We start from the raw sequence: 23565 nt of genomic DNA on the forward strand, positions 1-23565 counted from the left end.
CCTGAACGGTGGCCGAGCCGGCCCGGAAGGATCAGGGCAAAATCCTTCCGCCGCGCCGGTCGGCCCTGCCCCTCCATGCCGCCCACCTTGTCCACCCCCGCCCCCAGCCCGACGCAGGCGTCGCCCTCGTCGTCGCCGACTTCGCAGGCGCGTCCGCGCCGCCGGCGTCGCAACGCGGTCGCCTGGGTGGCCGCGTGCGCGCTGGCCCTGCTGCTGATCGGCCTCGCGGGCCAGTGGGCCGCCAACCGCGAGGCGAACTTCCAGGCGGACTCGATCCGCCGTGCCATGGAAGTGCATGTGCTCGGCCTGCGCGATGCCGCCGGCAAGTACAGCTACCTGCCCTTCACCGCGGGCCTGCACCCAGACGTGCTGGCCGCGCTGGCCCGCCCCAACGACATTGCCGCCAAGCAGCGCGCCAACCTCTACATCGAACGGGTGAACCGGCAAGCGGGCTCCGACGTGCTCTACCTGATCGACATGCAGGGCCTCACGCTGGCGGCCAGCAACTGGAACACGCCGCAGAGCTTCGTCGGCCAGTCGTACGCCAACCGGCCCTACTTCATCGATGCCCGCGCTGGGCGCAGCGGCCTTTTCTACGGCGTGGGCCAGACCACCGGCGAGCCGGGGCTCTTCATCTCATCGCCGGTGCGCGGCGAAGGCGGCGAGATCCGGGGCGTGGTGACGGTCAAGGTCAGCCTGCGCCAGGTGCAGGAAACCTGGACCTTCGTGCGCGACCCCATTCTGCTGACCGATGCGCGCGGCGTGGTGTTCCTGAGCTCGGTGCCGTCGTGGATGTACCGGTCCTCGCGCCCGCTGCAGGCCACCGAGCTCGAAGGCATGCGGCGCGACCAGCAGTACGGCACGCGCACCAGCTTCGCGGCGCTACCGTGGAAGGTGGAGCGCGAGGAAGGCGAGCTCGGCTACCTGGTGCGCACCGAGATCGGCGGCCGCCCGCGCCAGTACCTCGCGGTGGACGAGCGCCTGCCCGACCTCGGCTGGACGCTGACCGTGATGACCGATCACGCGGAAGTTTCGAACGCGCGCGAGCGCGCCTGGATGCTGGGCCTGCTGTGCGCCGTCGTGCTGCTGCTGGCCGGCCTCTACTGGCAGCTGCGCGAACGCCGCTTCGCCGAGCAGCGCGACGCACGCCGCGACCTGGAGCTGCGCGTGCGCGAGCGCACCCACGAACTCGACGAGGCCCACGCCTTCCGCAAGGCGATGGAAGACTCGCTGCTGGTGGGCATGCGCGCGCGCGACCTGGAAGGTCGCATCATCTACGTCAACCCGTCCTTCTGCGAAATGACCGGCTACGGGGCGGACGAGCTGCTGGGCAAGCTGCCGCCCTACCCCTACTGGCACCCCAACGACGTGACGCAGCACTGGCGCCACTACGACGCCATGATGAGCGGCCAGCCCGTGCGCTCGGGCTTCGAGTCGCGCCTGCGGCACCGCGACGGGCACGAGGTGATCACCATGGTCTACACCGCCGCGCTGATCGATGCCGACGGCAAGCACAGCGGCTGGATGAGCTCGGTGGTGGACATCACCGAGCAGAAGCGCGCCGAACTGCGCCAGCGCCAGAACGACGAGCAGCTGCAGCACGCCCAGCGCCTGGCCAGCCTTGGCGAGATGGCCTCCACGCTGGCCCATGAACTCAACCAGCCGTTGATGGCACTGAGCAATTTCGCGAGCGCCGCCAAGGCCTTCGCCGAGCAGGGCAACCAGCAGCTGCTGGTGAGCAGCCTCGACGAGGCCATGACACAGGCCCAGCGCAGTGCCGAGATCGTGCGGCGCATTCGCGGCTTCGTGCGCCAGCGCACCGTGGGCACCGAGGACTGCGCCGTGGCGGCGCTGGCCGGCAACGCCATCGCGCTGCTGCAAGGCGAGATCCGCGTGCGCCAGGCGCGCGCCGAGCTTCGCATTCCGCCCGGGCTGCCCGAGGTGCGCGGCGACCGCGTGCTGCTCGAGCAGGTGCTGCTCAACCTGCTGTCGAACAGCCTGCATGCCATGCAGGCCGTGCCGCCCGAACAACGGCTGGTGGAGATCGAGGCGGGCCTGAAGGATGGGCGCATGCACATCCACGTGGCAGACCGCGGCCCGGGCATCGACGCCGCCGTAGCCGACCAGGTGTTCTCGCCCTTCTTCACCACCAAGACCGGCGGGCTGGGGCTGGGGCTGAACATCTGCCGCACCATCGTCGAGGCGCACAGGGGCCGCCTCACCTTTGCCGACCGTCCGGGCGGTGGCACAGTCTTCACCCTCGAGCTGGAAATATCGCCTCCGCCATGACCAACAGCAACGCCGCACCCGCCAACAACCTGTGCATCGTGGACGACGACGAGGCCGTGCGCCGCTCGCTGGGCCTGCTGCTGCTGTCGCGCGGATACGCGGTGCAGACCTTCGCATCGGGCGAGGCCTTCCTGGAAGGCACCGACCTGCAGCGCGCCGGCTGCGTGATCATGGACCTGCGCATGGAAGGCATGAGCGGACTGCAGGTGTTCGACACGCTGCGCACCCAGGACAGCCCGCTGGTGGTGATCTTCCTCTCGGGCCATGGCGACATCCCCATGGCCGTGGAGGCCGTGCAGAACGGTGCCTTCGGCTGGCTCGAGAAACCCTGCAACGACGAGCGCCTGCTCGACACCATCGCCCGCGCCCTGCAACAGGCCGGCGAGGTTGCCACCCGCCGACAGGCCCGCCATGCCGCGCAGGCCCTGTGGGACAAGCTCACGCCGCGCGAGATGCAGATCGCCCGCCTCGTTGCCGAAGGCAAGCCCAACAAGCAGATCGCGCAGGAGCTGGCGCCGCTGGAACAGCGCACGGTGGAAACGCACCGCGCGCACGTGTTCGCGAAGCTGGGGCTGGCGAACAGCCATCAGCTGGATCGGTTTTTACGGGAGCATGGGCTGTAGCGCTCGACGAGGTGCCCTTCGGCTGAAGCCCTTCAATGCGCCGCGCTACCTGCCGCGCAGACGAGCACTCCGGCTCATCGCCGCTACGATGATCCAGTCTCCCGGCGATTGCCGGTTCTCTTCAGCGCTTGCGCCCGCGCAGGACGCTGGCGACTGCACGAAGCGGCCGGGTGATGCGCCATGAGTTCGACGCGTGGATGGCCTCGATGGAAGCTGCCAGCTGCGCTACCCGCACACGCAGCCCATGGACTTCCGCATGCGCTTGCTCTTTCGCACCCAGCGTGCGATTGAGCGTCAGGATCTCCGACCGCATCTGGGTCGTCGCCGCGATCAGTCGCTTGTTTTCCTCCCGCGAATCGCCCAGGTCCAGGCCCTGCTGGCGCAGCTTGGCCACTTCCGCCTCGAGGCTTCTTGCATAGACAGTCGCATCGTTGAGTGTCCCTTGCAGGAGGTCGTGCGCATCACGCAAGCTCAGTGCATATTTTTCGGCTTCGTCGGCCTTGTCCATCATGGCGGTCTGTTCCAGACGGATCTGCTGCACGAACGGATCCGGCGTCGATTCCAATTCGCCATAGATGATCGGAAACCGGTCGCCAGTGAGAATGCTCCGCGTACGTGCGTCCATGCAGCACATGGTGAACGCACGTCGTGGCAGCGGCGAAGGATTGACACCGGAGCGATGGATCAACCAGTTGTGCAGGAGCACTGCGTGTCCCGAAGGAACCTCGAGCGGAACGACCGACTCGGGGAGGCAGTGCCGGCGCGCCTGCTCGTCCGTCAGCGTGCTGCCCTGCAAGCTCAACAGGCCGAGCCGATGAGATCCGGGGATCGCATCCATGCAGCCGTTGGCCTGCGTCGCCTCGTCCAGGGCGACCCAGATCGTCACCAGCGGATCGCGATCGAGCTGCCATACCGTTCCACCATCCTGATGCCACGGCAGGTGGGTTCCCTGGCCGGCAGGCTTGTTCATGACCATGGCGCGGAAGATCGACACTGCGGCGTGCGAGCCATACATCTGCGCGCAGATTTCGCGGAACAGCGGCCGGTCGATCAGCCTGGCGAACACGTCGTCCGATTCCAGGCCCTGGATCTTGCGATAGAGATGCGTGCCCTCTTCGAACCGGGCCACCGCGTCCGGCAACGCCTCGTACTCGCCGCCGGTGTCGTGCTGCATCTGGATTGCCGGGTTCGTCACCTGGCCCAGCGCCAGCGCATCGGCACGCTCCTGCAGCGTACGAACCTGTTCGGGATCGAGCACCTGCCCCAGGTGCAGGTATCCATCACGCCAGAACTTCTGCCATTGAGCTTCTGTCAGCATCATTCGATTTCTTTCGTCCCTGGAGGAGAAGGAAGAGTTGTGGCCCGTGGCCTGGGTAGAGTGCATGGCCGGTCGCGCCAGGGCCCCGGCGGCCCTTGCCTGATCGAGGCGCACGGGACGGGGCGGCACAGCCGCCGCGCCAGTGACGATCAAGCGCGCCAGTGCCTCCCGGCGCCGCCGTTCATCGTCGAAGTTGGGCTGCATCCGTGCCTCCAGATGCGCGCGCGCTTCGGTGCGACGACCCCACAGGTCGATCAACCGGGAAGTGAGCTGCCCCTGCAGAACGTCGCTGATGCCGCACGCATCGTCCGCGCAGTCGAAATGGCCCAAGGCCCCTTGCAGCTTGGTACGGGTGTATTCATCGACCCAGACCCCCAGGCATGGCACACCCCCAGCCAGACCGAAGACGATGGGGTGGTAGCGCGAACTCACGATCAAATGCGCCCGGGCGGTCAGGCGTGCGATCTGGTCGGCAGGCAGCACTGGCAGCAAATGCAACGTGACCGTGCGCATGCGCCGCGCCAGCGATCTTCCGACGTCCTCGTCCGACCAGTGTGCCCCCACCGCGGCAGCGACGCGGGCATGCGGAATGAACAGCAGGTGGCATCTTGTGCGCTGCGCCACCTGCGACAGCTGCTCCGCCAACCGGTCAAGCAGGTCATCGTCTCCGTCGGGATCGGCCAAAGGATGAAAGGTCACGCCGATCCACGGCTCGCCTTCCGGAAACGGCAACGGCGGCAGCGCGCGACCAGCGGTTTCGCGCGCCAGATCGGATGCATCGTCGAGTTGATATGAAAGGCGTTCCGGCGATGCGCCAAGCTCCAGCGCGAGTTCGAAGCTCGGCACTTCCCGGACGCCGATCCACGAGGCAGCCCGCAACAACTCCGCCATCATGTCGCGATGTCTTGACGTCAGCTCCGGTCCCAGCGTCTGCCCAAGGAGGACCACCGGGGCACCGTTGGCAACGGCCCGGCGGCAAAGCGCCAGGCGCTCGTAGATGCAGGCGGGCCAGGTGCTTCGAAGGTTGCCGCCGCCAGAGATCACCAGGCCGTCCGTTGCGTCCGCCAGCGCCGCGAAGACAGGAGGCGTACGGCCAGTCCAATGGCTGTTGGACAGCCGGTCGAGCAGCTCTTCGCGCGCCTCGTCCGACTCGCACGCGTCGAAGCCCAGCCGCGCAAACGCAGGGATGCCGTAGGTGCGGGTGGTGAATGCGGGATCGGCTGACACTGCATGCAGCACAGCATCAGGAGCGATGGCACGCAGCAGGCGCAGATTGCTCTCCAGCATGGCCTCATCGCCGGCGTGGTAGCTCGCGGCCCCTCCGACATCCCCGACCAGGGTCCATCGTCGCGGCGCCGCGGCTGTCCGCCTTGGCCCAGGGGCGAGCGCCGGGCCTTCGCTCAGCATGCAGCGACTTCCCGCATGGTGCTGCCGGGCGATGCGATTTCGTCAAGACGCCGCCGCATGCGTTCCGCGCAAGCCTCGGTGCCGAAGCGGACATGCAACTGCTTGCGCGCAGCCTGGGCTCGCCGTTCGGCTTCGTCGCGATGGTGAAACACATTGCGCATCTGCCACGCCGCGTGGCTTTCATCGGGCTCCGCCCAGGATTGACCCTCGTGAAAGGGGTAGTGGCCTTCGGGCACAGGCACCAGCTTGAAATCCACGGGCCATCCGGTATGCCGCGAGACCAGCTCCGTCGTGGCCGAATAGTCGGTGGCGATCACCGGCTTGCCCAGAACCATCGCTTCGGCGATCAGCAATCCCAACCCTTCGCTGCGGTGCAGCGAGGCCACGGCGTCGCAGCAAGCGATCAGCTGCAGCGTCTCCTCGCGTGCGAGGGTGCGTTCGATCAGAACGACATCGGGATCGTCGCGAAGTGCTTCGCGCAAGGCGCGGCCCTGCTCCGCGACGGCCTCCGAATTGAGTGTCTTGATCACCAGCGCCACGCGGTGATGCGCGCCGCCATGACGAAAAGCCTGGCGGAAGGCCCGGACCAGGGCCATCGGATTCTTGCGTTCCATGAACGAAAGAAAGTCGAACGAGAAGAAGAACAGGAAGGTGTCTTCGGGCAAGCCGAAGTGAGCCCTGCCGATGGGCGGCGGCGCATCGAAGGCCAGGGGTAGAGGCATGTGCAGCACGGGCTTGCCGAGCTTGCGAGCCAGCATTGTCTGGATGAAGCGAGTCGGCGCCCATACCTCATCGACCAGATCGAACGCCTGCAGCCACGGCGCGGGAAAGCCTTCGAGCTCCCAGAATGGCATGACAGTGCGATAGGCGTCGGAACGCACCGCCGAGCCCAGGTGCTCCACGACCGCCGGCAACTGGTCGGCATTCACGTTGAATATCTGCACTGGCGCCGCGGTGGTTTCGTCGAAGCAAGGCTCCAGCGAATGGTCCACCACCGCCGACATCGAGTTCAGGCGGATGGGCAGGCCGCGCGCGTCGAATCCGGCATGGCGCAACGCGCGCAGGACCTGGCGGCCGGCTTCGCCGACACCCAGTGCAAGGCGCAGATAGCCGACCACGGCAACATCCGGCGCCGCTTCTTCCTGCTTTGCCGGCGGCCGCCGCATACCGGCTGCCGGGACGGCATTGGCACGCAATGCAACCGGTTCGATCAGGCGCCCGTCCTTCAGCAGGCTGCGGCCGTGATCGATATACCAGTTGAGATAGCTTGCGACACCTTCCTGCCTGCTCAGGTCGAATGTGGATCGCAGCCAAGGCTCCCGCTGGTGCAGGTCAGCCATCAGTTGCGTCACATAGCCCGAGCTCGACGCAATGCCTTGCGCGCACGGAAGCTGCAGGTACTCCTCGTAGGTCTCGAACGGATCGCCGCCCGACCATCGGATGTGGCGCTCGCGGAACATGCGCCGCACCAGATCGGGTATCTGGGTACCGGAGGAAAACCTGCCATAGGCATACGTGGCATTGGGCACTCTACCGTGGCCGTTGGCCAGTACCTGCTCGGCGTAGTCCCGCATCAACGCCTGCAGCAACGGGGAAACGGCGTCGTCGCGGAATGCCTCCGTGTGCTTCGACAGCCGTCGAAGGTCGGTCGGTTCGATGCCGCTGAAATGGAAGAACCGAAGCGGAGCGCCGTCCACGAGCCAATTGCCTGGTGTGCCGCCGAGTGTGCGTTGCTGGAGATTCCAGTAGGCCACGTTGTAGGCAGTGTCCCGGAGAACGCGGGCGCCGTCCGCGAAGCCGGGCACAAGGTCCATGAACTTCTGATCCACGAAGATACCCCGGTCCGGCTCGTTGACGCATTCGTACTGGAGGCGTCGTGACCACCAACGAAGAATGCGATCCGTCTCCTCGCATGCGCCGACACCGAGGAAGCCGAGGTTGTAGACACCTGCCCGCATGATTCCGATGTCGTTCGGGAAGGTCTCCTGCTCCGCGGGCTGCGTCAGATGCGGCGTGAGAACGAAGGACGCACCGTCGTCGAGCAACCCGAACACGGCATCCAGCGGAGCGAACACCTCGATGTCCGGGTCGAGGTAGACGATCTCTTCATGTCCTCGGGCAAGCAGGTGCCTGAACATGAACGGCTTGACGGCCGTGTTGAACTCCATGATGCCGTAGCGGAACGCGAACTCGCGAAAGTCAGGGATCGAGAGGGCGTCGGCCGTGACCACTTCGCAGATCCCCGGGTAGAAGCCAGTATCCGCCACTCTCTCGTCAGCCAGACACAGGTAGATCGCGGCTTCCGGATGATGCCGCCTGGCGCTTTCGAGCAGCACCCGGGCCATTGGAAGATAGTTGTTCGAGCAGACAGTGAAGATCGCGCGGGGGCAAATGGCCATCGGACACCTTGTACTTGGCGCGCCCGGTCCCCGACAAGGCAGCACTGGGCATCGGGTTGCGGCGGCAGCCGATCGGCGCCTGAATCATCGGCGGATTCGGGATTATTACTTGAACGTGACACGTGGACCAAGGCACTGGCAACCGTTTTGCACGGCCGATCCTCGATCGGCATTCGCCGGTCCGAGCCCTATGCCACGAGTCCCCGATCTGCGCAATCGCCTCTTAGGGTGATCCCCCGGTGCCCGCATTCCCCGAACGCGGCTACATAATGCCGCCCCGACAACGAAACCGCCGCGATCGCGCGGAACTGGCAGCAAGAAGAAAACATGGCGATGAGCGGATTGGTGCCCGAAAGGCCATGGGACGATGCAGAACGGCATCTGGCCGGCGCCTCCCTCCGGGACGCGATGATCGCGCTGCTGCTGGCGGTCGCGTCTTTCCTGATCTTCAATGCCAACGGGCGCCTGATCTCGGCCGGCGACACGTATCCGGCGCGGTTCCTGCCGTTCTCGATCCTGAGCAATCACACCGTACTGCTGGACCCGATCGCCAGTTCTGTCGCCCAGGGACGAACGCCTCCGACCGCCCAGGTCGACGACGGCACGGCGTTCTGGATCATGAAGGGGATCGACGGACGACTCGTCTCCAGATTCCCGCTCGTCGTGCCAGTGGTTGTCTCGCCGCTTTACCTGCCGGCCGTGAGTTACCTCGACAGCGTCGCGTGGGATCCTCACATCTTCGACAAAGTAGCCCGCATCATGGAGAAGCTGTGCGCCTCCCTGATCGCGGCGACGTCGGTGGCCTTTCTCTACCTGCTGCTGCGCAGGCGCAGCTCCCCCCGCACCGCGGCATTCCTCAGCGTGGTATTCGCTTTCGGCACCACGGCGTGGGTGATCAGCAGCCAGGCACTGTGGATGCACGGCCTGGCGCAGCTTCTCATCATCACGACAATGTGGCTGGTCACCGGGCCGAGCACGCTGATTCGCGTGGTTGTCGCCGGCTTCCTGTGCGCACTGATCGGTGCGAACAGGCAACCCGACGCCCTGCTGGCCGCCGCGATCGGCCTCCTGGGATTGCGATGGGCACGGAACCGGTGGCCATGGTTCGTCCTCTCGGGCGCCATCCCGGTCATCCTGACCCTGGCCTACAACCTGGGTGCGGTGGGCCATGTGGCCGGAGCCTACGGGTTGAGTGTCAACCCCACGGACATCAACGACAACGTGATGGAGGGCATTGCCGGGCTGCTGTTCAGCCCCACGCGTGGACTGTTCGTCTTCTCGCCCTTCCTGCTGTTCGTCCCTTGCCTGATCTTCTACGCGCTCCGGGAGCGCAGCGAACGGGATCTGACCGTGGCGTTGTGCGTTGCCATGGTCGCACAGGTCGTCGGCTACGCGATGGTCGATTGGCGACAGGGCATCTCCTGGGGGCCGCGGTGGCTCACGGACATGGTGCCGTTGCTGATGTGGATGCTCCCCCCCATTCTTGCGGCCCTGTCGCGGACCGGACGCATGCTGTTCGCTGCAGCGTGCGCCCTGTCGATCGGCATTCAGGTCGTGGGGGCCTTCTGGTATACCGGCGCCATCGATGCGGCAATGATGGCCACGCAGGCCGGAGACCGGACGAAGCCCATGTGGGATCCCCGCAATGCGGCATTCATCGCCGAGCTGAAACACTCGCCGGTACCGCCGGACCTGTTCATGGCCCTGCGTGGCAACGTGGACCTGATCGATACGGTCGATGTCGCCGTGCACGACGCCATCAAGGGAACCCGCATGGAGCGGCAGATCGACGTTGCCGGCTGGGCACTCGTCGACTCGGACTCGCCCCATGACGTCGCGGTGCTGATCGATGGAATCGAGGTGGCTGGAACGAGCCATTTCTTCGAACGCCCCGATGTCCGCGCGACGGTGGGAGTGAAGAGTCCGGCCGGATGGCGGCTGCGGGCTCCTGCAGGCCATCTGGAGCCCGGGAGGCATATGCTGGCGGCCGTCGTTCGCCCGCGCGCCGGCGGCGGCGTCCGCCTCCTGCGCGAGCGCACCTTCGACCTCGCGCCCGAAAGCACGCTCGATCCGAAGGAACGCTATCTCAACTATGCGTCCCGGCTGGCGGTAGACCGCATTGCCCACGGACAGCAGGCACCGGGCTACTGGCTCACCTCGTTCACAGACACTCCCCGTTTCGACAGCCCCAAGCCTGAACTCAACACGTATCTCAACGCGGTCATGCTGGACATCGCCGCACCGATCGCCGCCCCCACCCGGATGCAGGAGATGCTGGACAAGGCGCGCAGCTATCTCACCAGCCAGATCGAGGCCGACGGCCTCGTGCGCTATCACGGCAGGCCTGATGCATCGACGATCGGGGTGCTGGGCTGTGCCATCACGCCCGACTCCGACGACACGGCCCTGGTATGGCGCGTCGCACCGGCAGAAGACCGGAGCCGGCTGGCGGCGGCGCTTCGCACCATCCAGAAATACCGAACCGACGACGGGCTGTATCGCACTTGGCTCGCACAGCGAGCTGACTTCCAGTGCCTGGATCCCGGCTCGGACCCGAACCCCGCGGACATCGGCATTCAGATGCATCTGTACCTGTTGCTCGTCCGGGAAGACCCCGCCGCGGCACGCGCGCTGTGCCAAGCGTTGATGCGGCGCGCCGACGACGGCAGCCTCTGGGTCTACTATTCGGGAGCACCCCCGATGGCTGTGCTTAGGCTTGGAGATCTGCATCGCGCCGGCTGTCCGTTGCAGTTACCCGCCTCGCGCCTGCAACCAGCCGGTCCCGGCCAGCAAATGTGGGTTCGTGCAGCGTCGCTCATCAACCAGCTGGACAGCGCACCGCACAGTCCGGCAATGCGCGCCGAGGTCCTCCGATTGCTGGAAGACCTCGCCTTCAACGATTTTTCGGCCCTGGCCAGCGATCCTCCGCTTCTGTATCACAACGACGTGACCGCCACCGTGCGCCGCTACTACTGGTCGCAGGAGGTGGGCTATGTGCTCTGGTTGAGGCTCTACCACGGCATCAACGGAATCGGGCTGCAGCCGGGCCCTTCAAGCAGCAACCCGGGAGTAGCGGACCGATGATCCAGCGGGATGTCGAACCCGTGGCCGCGCCAGCACGCCTCGCTTCGCTGAGGCGCCTTCTGTCGTGCATCCGCGTCGACGAGGTCTGCGTCCTGCAGGGGGCGCCAGTGATCGGCGCGTGCTTTGCGATGACCGACTTCAGCATGCCCACCCTGCTCGCGATCGCCGCGCTGGTGGCGGGCAACCTTCTACTCGTCGCCCATGTCTTCGTGCTCAACGACTGGTCGGGCATTCACGGCGACCTGAGGGATCCAACCCGCGCTGGCGGAACCTATGTGGCGAAGGGCGAGAATTCGGCAAGGATGGGCAGCCTGGCGCTGGCCCTGCTGGCGCTCAGCCTGCTGATCTTTGCCCTGGTCGGCCGGACATCGTTCGCCATTGCGCTGGCCATCGCCGCGCTGAGCGCCCTCTATTCCCTGCAGGGCGGGATCCACGGCAAGGGCGTGCCGTTGCTGAGCTCCCTCCTCCATCTTTGCGGCGGCACACTTCATTTCCTGCTCGGCTATGCCGCCCTGTCCCCGATCTCGCCGCACAGCGCAGCCATTGGCTGCTACTTCGGACTCGTATTCGCCGCGGGGCATCTGACCCACGAGACGCGCGACCACGAGGGCGACCTGCGCAACGGCATCCGGACAAACGCGGTCATGTTCGGCAAGAAAGGAGCATTCCTCGCCGGACTGCTGCTGTTCAGCGCCGCCTACATGCTGCTGGCCACGCTCGCGTTGCTCGGGCTTGTCCCTCGCGTGCTCTTGTTGTCCATCTTGCTGTATGTCATTCACCTGCGCGCGGCGTGGCGGACCCTGCGAGAGGGCCTCACCTATCCGGGCATACGCAGGCTGCAAACCGTCTACAGGAACATCCATGCAGTCATCGGACTCACCCTGCTGCTCACCTTGCCGCCGTGGTAGCCGCAACGCCCGTCCTCAACGAACGCACCATACGCCATCGAGCGTCAATCGCAATGCTCTCCATCGTGATTCCCGTCCTGAACGAGGTCCGCACGCTCCCCTGCGTTCTCGTCGCCGTCTCCAGGGTTCTTCCCGAGGTGGAGAAGGAAATTCTTCTTGTGGATGACGGCTCCGTCGACGGGACCCGCGAATGGATCGAGGCCAATTTTCCCGGAGAGCGATGCTCGGCTTCGCACCTGGAGATCGGGAGCGACGGGAATCTCGTCTTTGGAAGCGCGTCGGCGACGCCCCCGATCACGGTGCGTGCGCTCTATCACGAGACCAACCGAGGCAAGGGAGCCGGCCTGAATACCGGCCTGACGGCGGCGACGGGAAAGGTCGTGGTCATCCAGGATGCGGATCTCGAATACGACCCCGCGGACTGGAGCGTCATGTACGACCTCATTGCCAATCGCAAGGTCGCCGACGTGGTCTACGGCTCGCGCTTCAAGGGCAGGCGCATCGGTCGCGCGCGCTTCATTTCCCATCCCCAGGTCGTCGCGAACTGGCTGATCTCGACGCTGTTCGCCGTGCTCTTCTGGAAGCGGCTCTCCGATATCGAGGTCTGCTACAAGATGTTCACCAGGGAGGTGAACGACACCCTGGCCATCACATGCCGCGATTTCGGGTGCGAGATCCAGCTGAGCGCGCAGATCGTTCGCTCCCGTCGATGGAACATCTGCGAGGTTCCCATCGGCTATCGGGGCCGAACCTCCGAGGAAGGAAAGAAGATCAACTGGCGCGACGGACTCAAGGCGCTGTGGTATCTCGTGTGGTTTCGCGTCTGCGACCTTCCTTCGGGAAAGCGGACAGCCGCGGACCCCGGGGCCATCGCAAAATAGCGCCCCGCCGGCCCTTCCTCCCGCCGTCTCCTGCAAGGTCTGCCGTCGAGCGACACCTCCCCTTTCATGAAAATCTCAGTCTTCGGCGCCGGCTATGTTGGCCTGACCACTGCCAGTTGCCTTGCGGAGACCGGCAACGAAGTCCTCTGCTTCGACATCGACGAGAGCAGGATGAAGCTGCTCTCCTCGGGCTGCATCCCGATCCACGAAGAAGGGTTGCAGCAGCTCGTGGAGCGCAACATGTCCTGCGGCCGGCTCGGCTTCACGAGCGACGTTGCGTGCGCGGTGCACCATGGCGACGTGATCTTCATCGCGGCGGGCACGCCGTCCGGCGAGGATGGCCGTGCCGACCTGCAACAGGTCATGGCGGCGGGACGCAGCATAGGACTGCACATGCGGGGCCCGAAAGTGATTGCGGTGAAGTCCACGGTGCCGGTGGGAACCGCCGGCAAGCTGCGTGCAGCCATCGAGCAGGAACTCTCGCAGCGGCGGGCAAGCGGTGGCGAAGTGGCAGGCAGCGGCCCGGAGGAGCTTTCCGTCGCCATCGTCTCGAACCCCGAGTTCCTGAAGCAGGGCGCGGCGGTGGCCGACTTCATGCGCCCCGATCGCATCGTGCTCGGCTGCGAGCCGGGCGAGGCGGGTCGGTGGGCTCGCGAGGTCATGGCCCGGCTCTACGCGCCCTTCAACCGGCAGCGCGACCGGACGATCCACATGGACGTGGCTTCGGCCGAGTTCACGAAGTACGCCGCCAACGCGATGCTCGCCACCCGCATCAGCTTCATGAACGAGCTTGCGAACCTTGCGGAGAAAGTGGGCGTGGACATCGAGCAGGTGCGTCGAGGCGTGGGCTCCGATCCGCGCATAGGCCACAGCTTCCTCTATGCCGGCCTGGGCTATGGCGGCAGCTGCTTTCCCAAGGACGTCCAGGCGCTGGTGCACACGGCCGCCGCCCACGGCCAGCGCCTGCAGGTGCTGGAAGCGGTACGGGCGGCAAACGATGCGCAGAAGCTGGTACTGGTCGAAAAGATCGTGCGCCGCTTCGGCGAGGATCTTCGCGGCCGCCGGTTCGGCATCTGGGGGTTGGCATTCAAGCCCGGCACCGACGACATGCGCGAAGCGCCGAGCCGCCCTGTCATCAAGGCGCTGCTGCTGCGTGGGGCGGCAGTGGTTGCGCACGATCCGGCGGCCATCGCCGAGGCACGCAAGACGCTCGCGGACGATCTGCGCGACATGCCGGGGCTGGTGCATCAGCTGAGTTATGCCGATAGCGCCATGCAGGCCGCAGACGGTGCGGATGCCCTGGTGGTGCTCACGGACTGGAAAGCGTTCAAGAGCCCGGACTTCGGAGCGCTGAAGACACTGCTCAGGCAGCCGTCGATCTTCGATGGCCGCAACCTCTACGATCCCGAGATCCGCTCCCAGGGTTTCGACTACCACGCCATCGGTCGCTGAAGAAAATGCTTGAAGAGCCCCTCGCGCCCGTCCGCAATGCGCGGCACCGCATCCTGGTGACGGGAGGCGCGGGCTTCCTGGGCAGCCATCTTTGCGAGCGGCTTCTCGCCCAGGGCCACCAGGTGTTGTGCGCGGACAATTTCTCCACCGGCATACGCCGCAACGTGGAGCACCTGCTCCCAAATCCGCGCTTCGAGCTGATGCACCACGACGTGATCCAGCCATTGCATGTCGAGGTCGACCGGATCTACAACCTCGCCAGCCCGGCCTCCCCGGTGCACTACCAGCACGACCCGATCCAAACCACAAAAACCATCGTCATCGGGGCGCTCAACATGCTGGGACTCGCGAAACGCCTTGGCGCGCGCATCCTGCAGGCATCCACCAGCGAGGTGTATGGAGACCCCGACGTCCACCCCCAGCCCGAGAGCTACTGTGGCCGGGTGAACCCGATCGGCATCCGCGGCTGCTACGACGAAGGAAAGCGCTGCGCCGAGACCCTGTTCTTCGACTACCACCGGCAGCACCGCGTGAATATCCGTGTCGCGCGGATATTCAATACCTATGGCCCACGCATGCACCCCGAAGACGGGCGCGTCGTACCGAACTTCATCGTGCAGGCGCTGCGTGGCGAACCGATCACCGTCTATGGTGAAGGCTTGCAGACGCGCAGCTTCTGTTTCGTCGACGATCTTGTCGAAGGCCTTGACAGGCTCATGGAGACGGAATCAGGTGAACCTGGGCCGGTGAACATCGGCAACCCGGCGGAGGTCAGCGTGCGGGATCTTGCGCAATTGGTCATCGAACTCACAGGATCATCGTCGAAGCTGGTCTTTGCGCCGTTGCCGTCCGACGATCCGATGCAGCGCCGCCCCGACGTGCGCGCCGCCAGGCGCATCTTCGGCTGGCAGCCGGGCGTGCAACTCGAGGAAGGCCTGCGCAGGACTATCGAGCACTTCCGGGGGCAACTGTCGGATGGCAAGCCCCTGCCGCCCCGCTCGGCAGTCATGCACGATCCGGTGTCATGAGCAGCCCGCATCGGGCTTCTAGGTATTTACCCTTGCGTACCGATACGTAGACGGCTAACGGCCGGTTACGGACGACAGCGCCGCACCGGCCGGACAGACTCGCCGCAACGGCCCCCGCGTGCCTTTTTTTCTTACGCCGCGGGCCGCAGCCAGAGACAAGGACCCCTTCATGACCGCCATCGCAAGCGCGGCCGCCGGCGCATCCAGCCCCGACGCGGCACCCGCCTCCGCCAACAACAACACGCCCTATACCTTCGAGGAAAAGCGCAAGCGCATCTTCGCCATCTTCGCGGCCTCTTCCGGCAACCTGGTGGAATGGTTCGACTTCTACGTCTACGCCTTCTGCGCCATCTATTTCGCGCCGGCCTTCTTCCCCAAGTCCGACCCCACCGTCCAGCTGCTGAACACGGCCGGCGTGTTCGCGGCCGGCTTCCTGATGCGCCCGATCGGCGGCTGGCTGTTCGGCCGCATCGCGGACCGCAAGGGCCGCAAGACCTCGATGGTGACCTCGGTGGTCATGATGTGCGTGGGCTCGCTGGTCATCGCCTGCCTGCCGACCTACGCGCAGATCGGCGCGGCCGCTCCGGCGCTGCTGCTGCTCGCGCGGCTGCTGCAGGGCCTGTCGGTGGGTGGTGAATACGGCACCACCGCCACGTACATGAGCGAAGTGGCCATGCGCGGCCAGCGCGGTTTCTTCTCGTCGTTCCAGTACGTCACGCTGATCGGCGGCCAGCTGCTCGCGGTGGTGGTCGTGGTGGTGCTGCAGCAGGTGCTCGACGAGGCCGAGCTCAAGGCCTGGGGCTGGCGCATTCCCTTCGTGCTGGGTGCCGTGGCAGCAGTCGTCGCGCTGATGCTGCGCCGCACGCTGACCGAGACCGCCAGCAACAAGACCCGCGAGGCCAAGGGCGCGGGCACGATGCGAGAGCTCTTCACCAACCACAAGCGCGCCTTCTTCGTGGTGCTGGGCTACACGGCCGGCGGCTCGCTGATCTTCTACACCTTCACCACGTACATGCAGAAGTACCTGGTGAACTCGGCCGGCATGTCGATCAAGACCGCCAGCAACGTGATGACGGCCTGCCTGTTCATCTACATGTGCATGCAGCCGCTGTTCGGCGCGCTGTCGGACCGCATCGGCCGCCGCAGCAACATGCTGCTGTTCGGCGCGCTGGGCGCGCTGATGACGGTGCCGGTGCTGAGCAACCTGCAGAACGTGAGCAGCCCGCTCGTGGCCGGCGCACTGATCACCCTGGCGCTGGCGGTGGTGAGCTTCTACACATCAATCAGCGGCATCGTGAAGGCCGAGATGTTCCCGCCCGAGATCCGCGCACTGGGCGTGGGCCTTTCCTACGCCGTGGGCAACGCCATCTTCGGCGGCAGCGCCGAGTACGTGGCGCTGGGCCTGAAGTCGATCGGGCACGAGTCGTACTTCTACTGGTACGTGACGGCAATGATGGTCGTGGCGTTCACCGTGAGCCTGCTGCTGCCGAAGCAGGCGACCTACCTGCATCACGACAAGTAATCGGCACGGCCATGACATTCCGGGAGGCCCGCGCCTCCCTTGCAAAAAAACGCGGGCCCCTGGGAAAGCTTTTCGAGTCAGCGAGCCGCAAGAAAGCATGAGGGTACGAACATGGCGAGACGAATGGTCCACAACGCAACCATCACCTTGAAGCTGCCGTGCGACATGGACACCGGCGCGAGGGTCACGGCCCTGCGGGCCGCCGGTGTTCCGGTCGATGCGGAGGGCAACGCACAGCAGGGGTTTCTCTTCGTGCGCTCGGGTGACGGCTACAAGAGCCAGGTCAGCATCTTCAGATGGTTTCCCGACGAGGTGGGGCCCATCACCCGCAGCACCCCCAGCGCCCCGGAACTCCCTCGCGAGCATCGTCCGGCGCCGCCGCCGGGCGACACGCTCGATCACTGGCTGGCCCAGATCCTCACGACTCCCATCCCGAGCACCGACACCGCGTTGCAATGCGAGCCCGATGCGCAGCTGACCGCCGCTACCACTGCTGCCGCGGCGGGCTGAAACCGGCCGTCAGAGCTGGATGCTCTCGAAGCTCGTGACGAGCACCAGCCCTTCGCCCACGCGCGGCTGGCCCGCGCTGGCGATGGTGTCGGCCGAGCGGATCAGCTCGCCGAAGTCGAGCCCGGTCTGCGCCTCGATCTTCGCGATGGGCACGCGCCACTGGTTCACGTCCACCGAGGCGAGTGCCTGCGGCGTGCCGAGGCTGCGCCGGGGCTCAGAAAGAAGCTTCGACTGGTCCGCCACCAGCCCCACGGCCCTGGGACCGGCCTGCCCCTTCCAGACCACGACCTTGAAGAACGACGAGGGGATCTGCACGTCGTCGGCCCAGAGGTCGATCTTGTCGTCGAAGATCGGCCCCTGGAAGACGGCCAGCCTGCGCCGCACGTCGCCCGCGAGCGTGCCGTTCTCGAGCACGTAGCGCTCCAGCCCCTGCCAGTACCGCGCACTCTGGTTGAACCTGAAATGCTGTGGCGAGCAGTTGGTGAAATGGAAGGTGTCTGCATTGGCGCGCGCGGCATCCTCGGCGGAGCCCCATGTCGGGTCAGTGCGCCGCGTCAGGTGGCCGCGATCGAAGTAGGTAGACCACGCCGAATAGAAAGTCTGGTCGAGCACGAAGCTCGCGCTGACGCGCGGATCCTTGAACCACACCTCGCCTTCCGAGGCATTGGGCTGGCCGGTCTTGCGGTCGACCTCCAGGTAGGTTTCGCCATCGATGTTGGTCGCGGTGAAGACGGCGATGCGCTTCGACTTGTTGAGCTTCAGGCTGAAGTGCTCGTACTTCAGCTCGCCGCCGGCTGCATCGGGCTCTTCGGCGCGCAGAGGGGCGACCTGCCGCGCCAGCGTGGCGGAGGGCTCCGGAAGCGGCAGTTCCAGTCCGGGAATGAAGCCCGAGTCGTAGCCGTTGCGATTGGCGTAGTCCTGGTCCACCTGCACGGCCTCGGCGCCACGGGCCAGCACCTTCGGCTGGGCGGCTGCATCGCCGGCAAGCGCTGAAGGCTGCGCGACGACGACCACCGGCTGCGCCTGCACCGCCTGCCCGATGCTGATGGTCAGCTCGATGGGCACGGTCAGGCGGATGGAGTTGGAAGGCGATGCGCTGCTCGAGGTGGCCATGGTCTGTTGCTCCGTGGTTGGGTTCGTGATCTCGATGCTCCTGGCCTCCTGCGCCGAAGGCCGGGGCGGCGAAAGCCTGCGGTCGCTGCCCGTGGCCGGGGCGCTGCCCGCTGCCGCGAGCGCCTGGCGCAGCAGGGCCTGCCATTCGGCCGGCAGCCCGCTCATGCGGCTTGAGAGGTCTCTGTAGATGGCGCTGATGCGCACGCCCTCGTTCACGTTCTGCGGCACCTTGTCGCCGAGGGCATTGCGATCGATGAAGGGTTCGCCCCAGTGATGGAGGGCGACCAGCTGCCAGTCGTCGTTGAACACCGGCGAACCCGAGGAGCCCTGCTCCGTGTCGGTCTCGTACAGCAAGGTGCGGTCGGTGCGCGCCGTGAGGATGTTGTTGCGCACCGAGATCATCTTGGGCCAGCCGGAGGGGTGCTGGATGATGTTCGTGTTCATTCCGAGCACGTGCTTGTCGGGCTGGTCGGAGAGCGCGCAGAAGCCCAGATCGGTTGCCTCGGCCTGCCCCGACTGCCTGCGGCCCAGCGCGACGAGGGCGTAGTCGAGCTGGTCGTCTGGAGAGAACAGCGCGAAGCGGTCGGGGTCTAGCAGGAAGGTCGTGGTGGGCCGGGGCACGCCGCGCTCGTCGAGCTCGCGGAAGAAGGTCACCTGAGCGCCGCGCGCCGCGACCTCGTCCTCGATGACATGGCGGTTGGTGATGAAGAGACCGGGGCTGACCATGAAGCCCGTGCCGACCTCCGCCTTGGTGCCGTAGTTGACCTCGACATAGCCCACGGCCCGGGCGGTGATTGCGCCCTGCGACAGGAAACTGGCGCGCTGGAAATCCTCGGTGTCGCCGGTGATGGATTCCGCGCCGCCGCGCGCCATGAGCGTGCGGTGCCTCGCGGCATAGGCGCGCGAGCGGTCGATGTCGGGCTCGGCATCGCGCCAGCGGCCTTCGGCCACCAGCTTCCTCACCTGTTCGCGCTCCGCGGCGGTGCTTTCCAGGCTGGCCTTGAAGGCGTCGATCGCATCTTCGTTCACGGCGGTCCCCCTTGCGATGAAGGCGCGCGCTCCGGGTGAAGCGCGCGGCTGCGGGCCATTGAACCGGCGGAAGGCGTCAAACGGATGACAGACCGGCCACGGCGGCCGGCCTCTTCAGCGGGCCGCCTGCTGCGCCAGCGCGACCGCGTCCGCACCGGCGGGAAAGCGCAGTTGCCCGGTCGTGTCGTTGGCCGCACGCCAGACGGCCTCGGCCACGTCGGACTCCTTCGTCACCTGCGTGGTCTGCGACAGCAGGCCGAAGATCGATTGCGCAAGGGGCGCATACTGCTGCGTGATCAGGCCCTGCATGCGCTCGCCGCCGTTCTCGGTGAATCGCGTCGTGGGCGCGTAGCCCGGCTCGACCAGCTTCACGGCGACATCAAACGCAGCCAGCTCGTGCGCCAGCGAGGCCGTGAAGCCCTCGATTGCCATCTTGCTGGCGGTGTAGACCGCAACCAGCGGCATGGGCGCAAGGGTCGCGCTCGAAGTCACGTTGACGATCACGCCCCCGCGGCGCTCGCGGAACGCGGGCAGCACGGCCTGCGTCATGGCCATCACGCCGAAGGTGTTGGTCTCGAAGAGTTCGCGCGTCGTCGCCATCGGCGTTGCCTCGAAGGCGCCGAACAGTCCGATACCGGCGTTGTTGACCAGCACGTCGATGGGGCCGGCCGCCTCGAGCGCGGCGGCGATGCTCCCGAGCCGGGTCACGTCGAGCTCCAGCACGCGCATGCGCGGGGATTCTTCGAGCAGCTTGTCTCGCGGCGTGCGCATGGTTGCGATCACGTTCCAGCCCTGGGCATGGAAGTGACGCGCGGTGGCAAGGCCGTAGCCGGACGAGCAGCCGGTGATCAGAACAGTCTTCATGGTGGTCCTCTGTGTGTGAGTGCGTGGTTGGAAGGAGCCCGTACGATAGGCTCGATCAACCGGACTATCTACAATCATCAGTCCATCATTCGTTTGCGAAAGTCCAGCCATGGCCATCGATCCGCTCTCGCAGGTGATCTCGCTGCTCAAGCCCAGGGCGGTGTTCTCCAAGGTGATCAGCGGCGCCGGGCGCTGGGGCGTTCGCTACACGCAGTTCGGCCGGCCGAGCTTCTGCGCACTGCTCGAAGGCAGCTGCCTGCTGTCCGTCGATGGACAGGAAACGCTGACCCTCACCGCGGGCGACTTCGTCCTGCTGCCCACCACGCCCGGCTTCACGATGACGAGTCTTGAACCGGGCACGCCGACGCCCGTCGACGCGCTCGAGGCGGCCACGGACACGAGCGGCAGCGAAATCCGACACGGCACGCGCGGCGGCCGGCCCGACGTGCGGATGCTGGGTGGCTACTTCGAGTTCGACTCACCCGACTCGGCCATGCTGGTGTCGCTGCTTCCCGCTGTGCTGCATGTGCGGGGTTCGCAGAAGCTGCCGCTGCTGACGCAGCTGGTGCGCGACGAATCGCTGGACCGTCGGCCGGGCCGCGAGCTGGTGCTCACGCGTCTCGTGGAAGTGCTGCTGGTGGAGGCCCTGCGCACCACCTCGGGCGAACAGGCCTCGCCCGGGCTCCTGCGCGGCCTCGCGGACAAGCGGCTCGCCGCCGCCTTCCGCCACATGCACGGCGATCCCGCGCGCGGCTGGACGGTGGAGCAGCTGGCGCGCAAGAGCGCGCTGTCGCGCTCGGCATTCTTCGATCGCTTCAACCGCGCCGTCGGCATGCCTCCGATGGAGTACCTGCTTTCATGGCGGATGGCCGTGGCCAAGGAGCTTCTGCGCCGCGACGAGCTTGCGATCGCGGAAGTGGCCGAACGGGTGGGCTACGGATCGGCCAGCACGTTCAGCACCGCGTTCAGCCGGCACGTGGGACAGCCGCCGGGGAAGTTCGCGCGCATGCATTGACGCTGCGCGCGAACGCTACCGCCCGAAAGCAGGCCGGAAAGCAGTTCGCCGCGTCACCCGGATCGGGCAACGCGGCGAACATGGTCTCTACCTGATCGGGAGAGGCAGCCTGCCTGCTTATTCCTGAGGCTCCAGCGCGCCCACGGCCGGCGGCAGCGCGGCCCCCTTGCTCTTGCGCACCTTGATCAGGAACGAAGTCACCTGCCACACGATGAACACGCCGACCAGGCTCAGCAGCGTGGCGCTGATCGGGCGGGTGGCGAAGATGCCGAAGCTGCCGCGGCTCAGCAGCATCGCGCGGCGGAAGTTCTCCTCCAGCATCGGGCCGAGGATGAAGCCCAGCATCAGCGGCGCCGCGTCGAGTTCGAGCCGCATGAACATGTAGCCCATGAAGCCGAAGGCGGCGGTGATGAAGATGTCTTCCAGGCTGTTGTTCACGCTGTAGGTGCCGATGCAGCAGAAGAACAAAATCGACGGGAACAGCACCGCGTACGGGATCTTGAACACCGACAGCCAGTAGCGCACCAGTGGCACGTTCAGCACGAGCAGGAACACGTTGCCGATCCACATGCTGGCCACCAGGCCCCAGAAGAGCTCGGGGTGGCTGCCGATCATGTTCGGGCCGGGCTGGATGCCCTTGATGATGAAGGCGGCCAGCATCAGCGCCATCACCGCGTTCTCGGGAATGCCGATGCTCATCAGCGGAATGAAGCTGGTGCGCGCGGCGGCCTCGTCGGCAGCGGCCTGGCCGGCCACGCCTTCGATGCAGCCCGTGCCGATCTCGTGCTTGTACTTGCTGACCTTCTTGTCGATCGCGTAGGCCGCGAACTGGGCGATGGTCGGGCCGCCGCCGGGCAGGATGCCCAGGAAGGAGCCGATCGCGCTGCCGCGCAGTGCGCTGGGAATGATGCGCTTGAACTCGGCCCAGGTCGGGATCAGGTTGATCTTGCCGTTGAAGGGCGAGCGCTCCTCGCGCGAGTCGAGGTTCTTGGTGATCTCGGCAATGCCGAAGCAGCCCAGCGCGATGCTCACGATGCCCACGCCGTCGACCAGGAACGGCAGGTCGAGCGTGAAGCGCTGCATGCCGCTGTTCACGTCGGTGCCGATGGTGCCGAGCAGCACGCCGATCATGCACATCGCCAGGCCGTTGAGCAGGCTGCCGGTGGTCACGAAGCTCACGCACACGAAGCCCACGAGCATCATCGCCACATAGTCGGCGGGGCCGAACAGGAAGGCGACTTCGCCGAGCACGGGCGCCAGGAACGACAGCACCAGGATCGCGACCGTGCCGCCGATGAAGCTGGAGAAGCCCGCGGTGAAGAGCGCCAGGCCCGTCTGGCCCTTGAGCGTCATCGCATAGCCGTCGATGCAGGCCACGATGCTGCTGGCATGCGGGATCTTCATCGTGATGGCGCTGACGCTGTCGCCGTACTGCGCGCCGTAGTAGATGCCGGCCAGCATGATGAGCGCGCCGGTGGTGGGAATCGAGTAGGTCAGCGGCAGCAGCAGGCTGATGGTCGCCAGCGGGCCGAGGCCGGGCAGCAGGCCGACGAGCGTGCCCACCGTGCAGCCGATGGCGCAGAACAGCAGGTTCTGCATGGTCAGGGCATGCGAGAACCCGAACGCGAGGTTGTTGAGAACTTCCATGATGCTCGGTCCTTCCTCAATACAGCGGCAGGTTCAGGCCGAGCAGCTTCTGCAGGGCCAGCGCCATGAGGACCAACCCGGCGGAGATCTTCACGTTGCGCACCACCGAATAGGATGACGCGGCGAAGCCCGAGCAGAAGACCATGAAGATGATCCCGGCGATCATGTTCACGTACATGGAGATCACGGCCAGGCCGCAGAGGCTGCCGAGGATCAGCGCGATGTTCCTGAAGTTGAACTCCAGCGCCACGCGCTCCACGAAGAACGACCGGATCACGGTGGACACCGCGATCACCAGCAGCATGGCGCTGATCATGGCGGGGAACAAACCGGGGCCGGCGCGGCTCAAGTCTCCGATGGGGTAGCGAAGCGAGGTCAGGCCGAAGGCCAGCGCTATCGCCATGAGGAACAAGCCTCTGACAAGGGTTCTGTTTTTCATCTCTTCTTGTGCGATGGGTTTCGAAATCACCGGCACC

16 protein-coding genes are annotated in these 23565 nt (G+C 66.1%); 10 read left to right on the forward strand and 6 right to left on the reverse strand.

Going from position 1 to position 23565, the window contains the following annotated elements; translation table 11 throughout:
• The first annotated feature begins 75 nt into the window (after window positions 1-75).
• The gene (locus SFB74_RS24145) at window positions 76-2289 is read left to right on the forward strand and encodes an ATP-binding protein (protein ID WP_432726847.1); all 2214 of its coding nucleotides are present in this window, start codon (window positions 76-78) and stop codon (window positions 2287-2289) included.
• Window positions 2286-2912, forward strand: coding sequence for a response regulator transcription factor (locus SFB74_RS24150; RefSeq protein WP_432726848.1), 627 nt, complete (start codon window positions 2286-2288; stop codon window positions 2910-2912). Before SFB74_RS24145 ends, SFB74_RS24150 begins: the two co-directional genes overlap by 4 nt.
• 121 nt (window positions 2913-3033) lie before the next feature.
• On the opposite strand, the gene SFB74_RS24155 is transcribed toward SFB74_RS24150, so the two are convergent.
• The gene (locus SFB74_RS24155; protein WP_432726849.1) at window positions 3034-5637 is read right to left on the reverse strand and encodes a phytanoyl-CoA dioxygenase family protein; all 2604 of its coding nucleotides are present in this window, start codon (window positions 5635-5637) and stop codon (window positions 3034-3036) included.
• A complete protein-coding gene (locus tag SFB74_RS24160; protein ID WP_432726850.1) occupies window positions 5631-8036 on the reverse strand; it encodes a glycosyltransferase in 2406 nt (801 codons plus the stop codon). The genes SFB74_RS24155 and SFB74_RS24160 overlap by 7 nt, the downstream gene beginning before the upstream one ends.
• Window positions 8037-8363: 327 nt before the next feature.
• Between SFB74_RS24160 and SFB74_RS24165 the strand changes: the two genes are divergently transcribed.
• The 7 genes from SFB74_RS24165 (at window position 8364) to SFB74_RS24195 (ending at window position 17421) form a co-directional block, all read left to right on the forward strand.
• Window positions 8364-11120, forward strand: a complete 2757-nt coding sequence (locus tag SFB74_RS24165) for a hypothetical protein (protein ID WP_432726851.1) — start codon at window positions 8364-8366, stop codon at window positions 11118-11120.
• On the forward strand, window positions 11117-12028 hold the full coding sequence (locus SFB74_RS24170) for a UbiA family prenyltransferase (protein ID WP_432726852.1): 912 nt from the start codon (window positions 11117-11119) through the stop codon (window positions 12026-12028). The genes SFB74_RS24165 and SFB74_RS24170 overlap by 4 nt, the downstream gene beginning before the upstream one ends.
• 53 nt (window positions 12029-12081) lie before the next feature.
• On the forward strand, window positions 12082-12909 hold the full coding sequence (locus tag SFB74_RS24175) for a glycosyltransferase family 2 protein (RefSeq protein ID WP_432726853.1): 828 nt from the start codon (window positions 12082-12084) through the stop codon (window positions 12907-12909).
• 66 nt (window positions 12910-12975) lie between these two features.
• Entirely contained in the window at window positions 12976-14361 is a 1386-nt protein-coding gene (locus tag SFB74_RS24180) for a UDP-glucose dehydrogenase family protein (protein ID WP_432726854.1), read from the forward strand.
• A gap of 5 nt (window positions 14362-14366) precedes the next feature.
• Complete coding sequence (locus tag SFB74_RS24185; protein ID WP_432726855.1) at window positions 14367-15389, forward strand: UDP-glucuronic acid decarboxylase family protein; 1023 nt, start codon at window positions 14367-14369, stop codon at window positions 15387-15389.
• A 169-nt stretch (window positions 15390-15558) separates the two neighbouring features.
• Complete coding sequence (locus tag SFB74_RS24190; protein ID WP_432726856.1) at window positions 15559-16911, forward strand: MFS family transporter; 1353 nt, start codon at window positions 15559-15561, stop codon at window positions 16909-16911.
• Window positions 16912-17034: 123 nt separating this feature from the next.
• Window positions 17035-17421: a hypothetical protein gene (locus tag SFB74_RS24195; protein ID WP_432726857.1), complete on the forward strand. Its 387-nt coding sequence runs from the start codon at window positions 17035-17037 to the stop codon at window positions 17419-17421.
• A 9-nt stretch (window positions 17422-17430) separates the two neighbouring features.
• On the opposite strand, the gene SFB74_RS24200 is transcribed toward SFB74_RS24195, so the two are convergent.
• Entirely contained in the window at window positions 17431-19563 is a 2133-nt protein-coding gene (locus tag SFB74_RS24200) for a DNA/RNA non-specific endonuclease (protein WP_432726858.1), read from the reverse strand.
• A 114-nt stretch (window positions 19564-19677) separates the two neighbouring features.
• The gene (locus SFB74_RS24205; protein WP_432726859.1) at window positions 19678-20427 is read right to left on the reverse strand and encodes an SDR family oxidoreductase; all 750 of its coding nucleotides are present in this window, start codon (window positions 20425-20427) and stop codon (window positions 19678-19680) included.
• Window positions 20428-20536: 109 nt separating this feature from the next.
• On the opposite strand from SFB74_RS24205, the gene SFB74_RS24210 reads away from it, so the two are divergent.
• A complete protein-coding gene (locus SFB74_RS24210) occupies window positions 20537-21442 on the forward strand; it encodes an AraC family transcriptional regulator (protein WP_432726860.1) in 906 nt (301 codons plus the stop codon).
• Window positions 21443-21559: 117 nt separating this feature from the next.
• On the opposite strand, the gene SFB74_RS24215 is transcribed toward SFB74_RS24210, so the two are convergent.
• Together SFB74_RS24215 and SFB74_RS24220 are read right to left on the reverse strand one after the other, a co-directional pair.
• Window positions 21560-23089 carry a tripartite tricarboxylate transporter permease gene (locus SFB74_RS24215; protein WP_432726861.1) on the reverse strand — a complete coding sequence of 510 codons (1530 nt, stop codon included), beginning with the start codon at window positions 23087-23089 and terminating at the stop codon, window positions 21560-21562.
• 16 nt (window positions 23090-23105) lie between these two features.
• Window positions 23106-23492 (reverse strand): tripartite tricarboxylate transporter TctB family protein, encoded by a 387-nt coding sequence (locus SFB74_RS24220; RefSeq protein ID WP_432731987.1) that lies wholly within the window; start codon window positions 23490-23492, stop codon window positions 23106-23108.
• Window positions 23493-23565: the final 73 nt, after the last annotated feature.

The sequence above is a fragment of the Variovorax xiamenensis genome (genome assembly GCF_050916385.1).
Lineage (GTDB): Bacteria > Pseudomonadota > Gammaproteobacteria > Burkholderiales > Burkholderiaceae_C > Variovorax.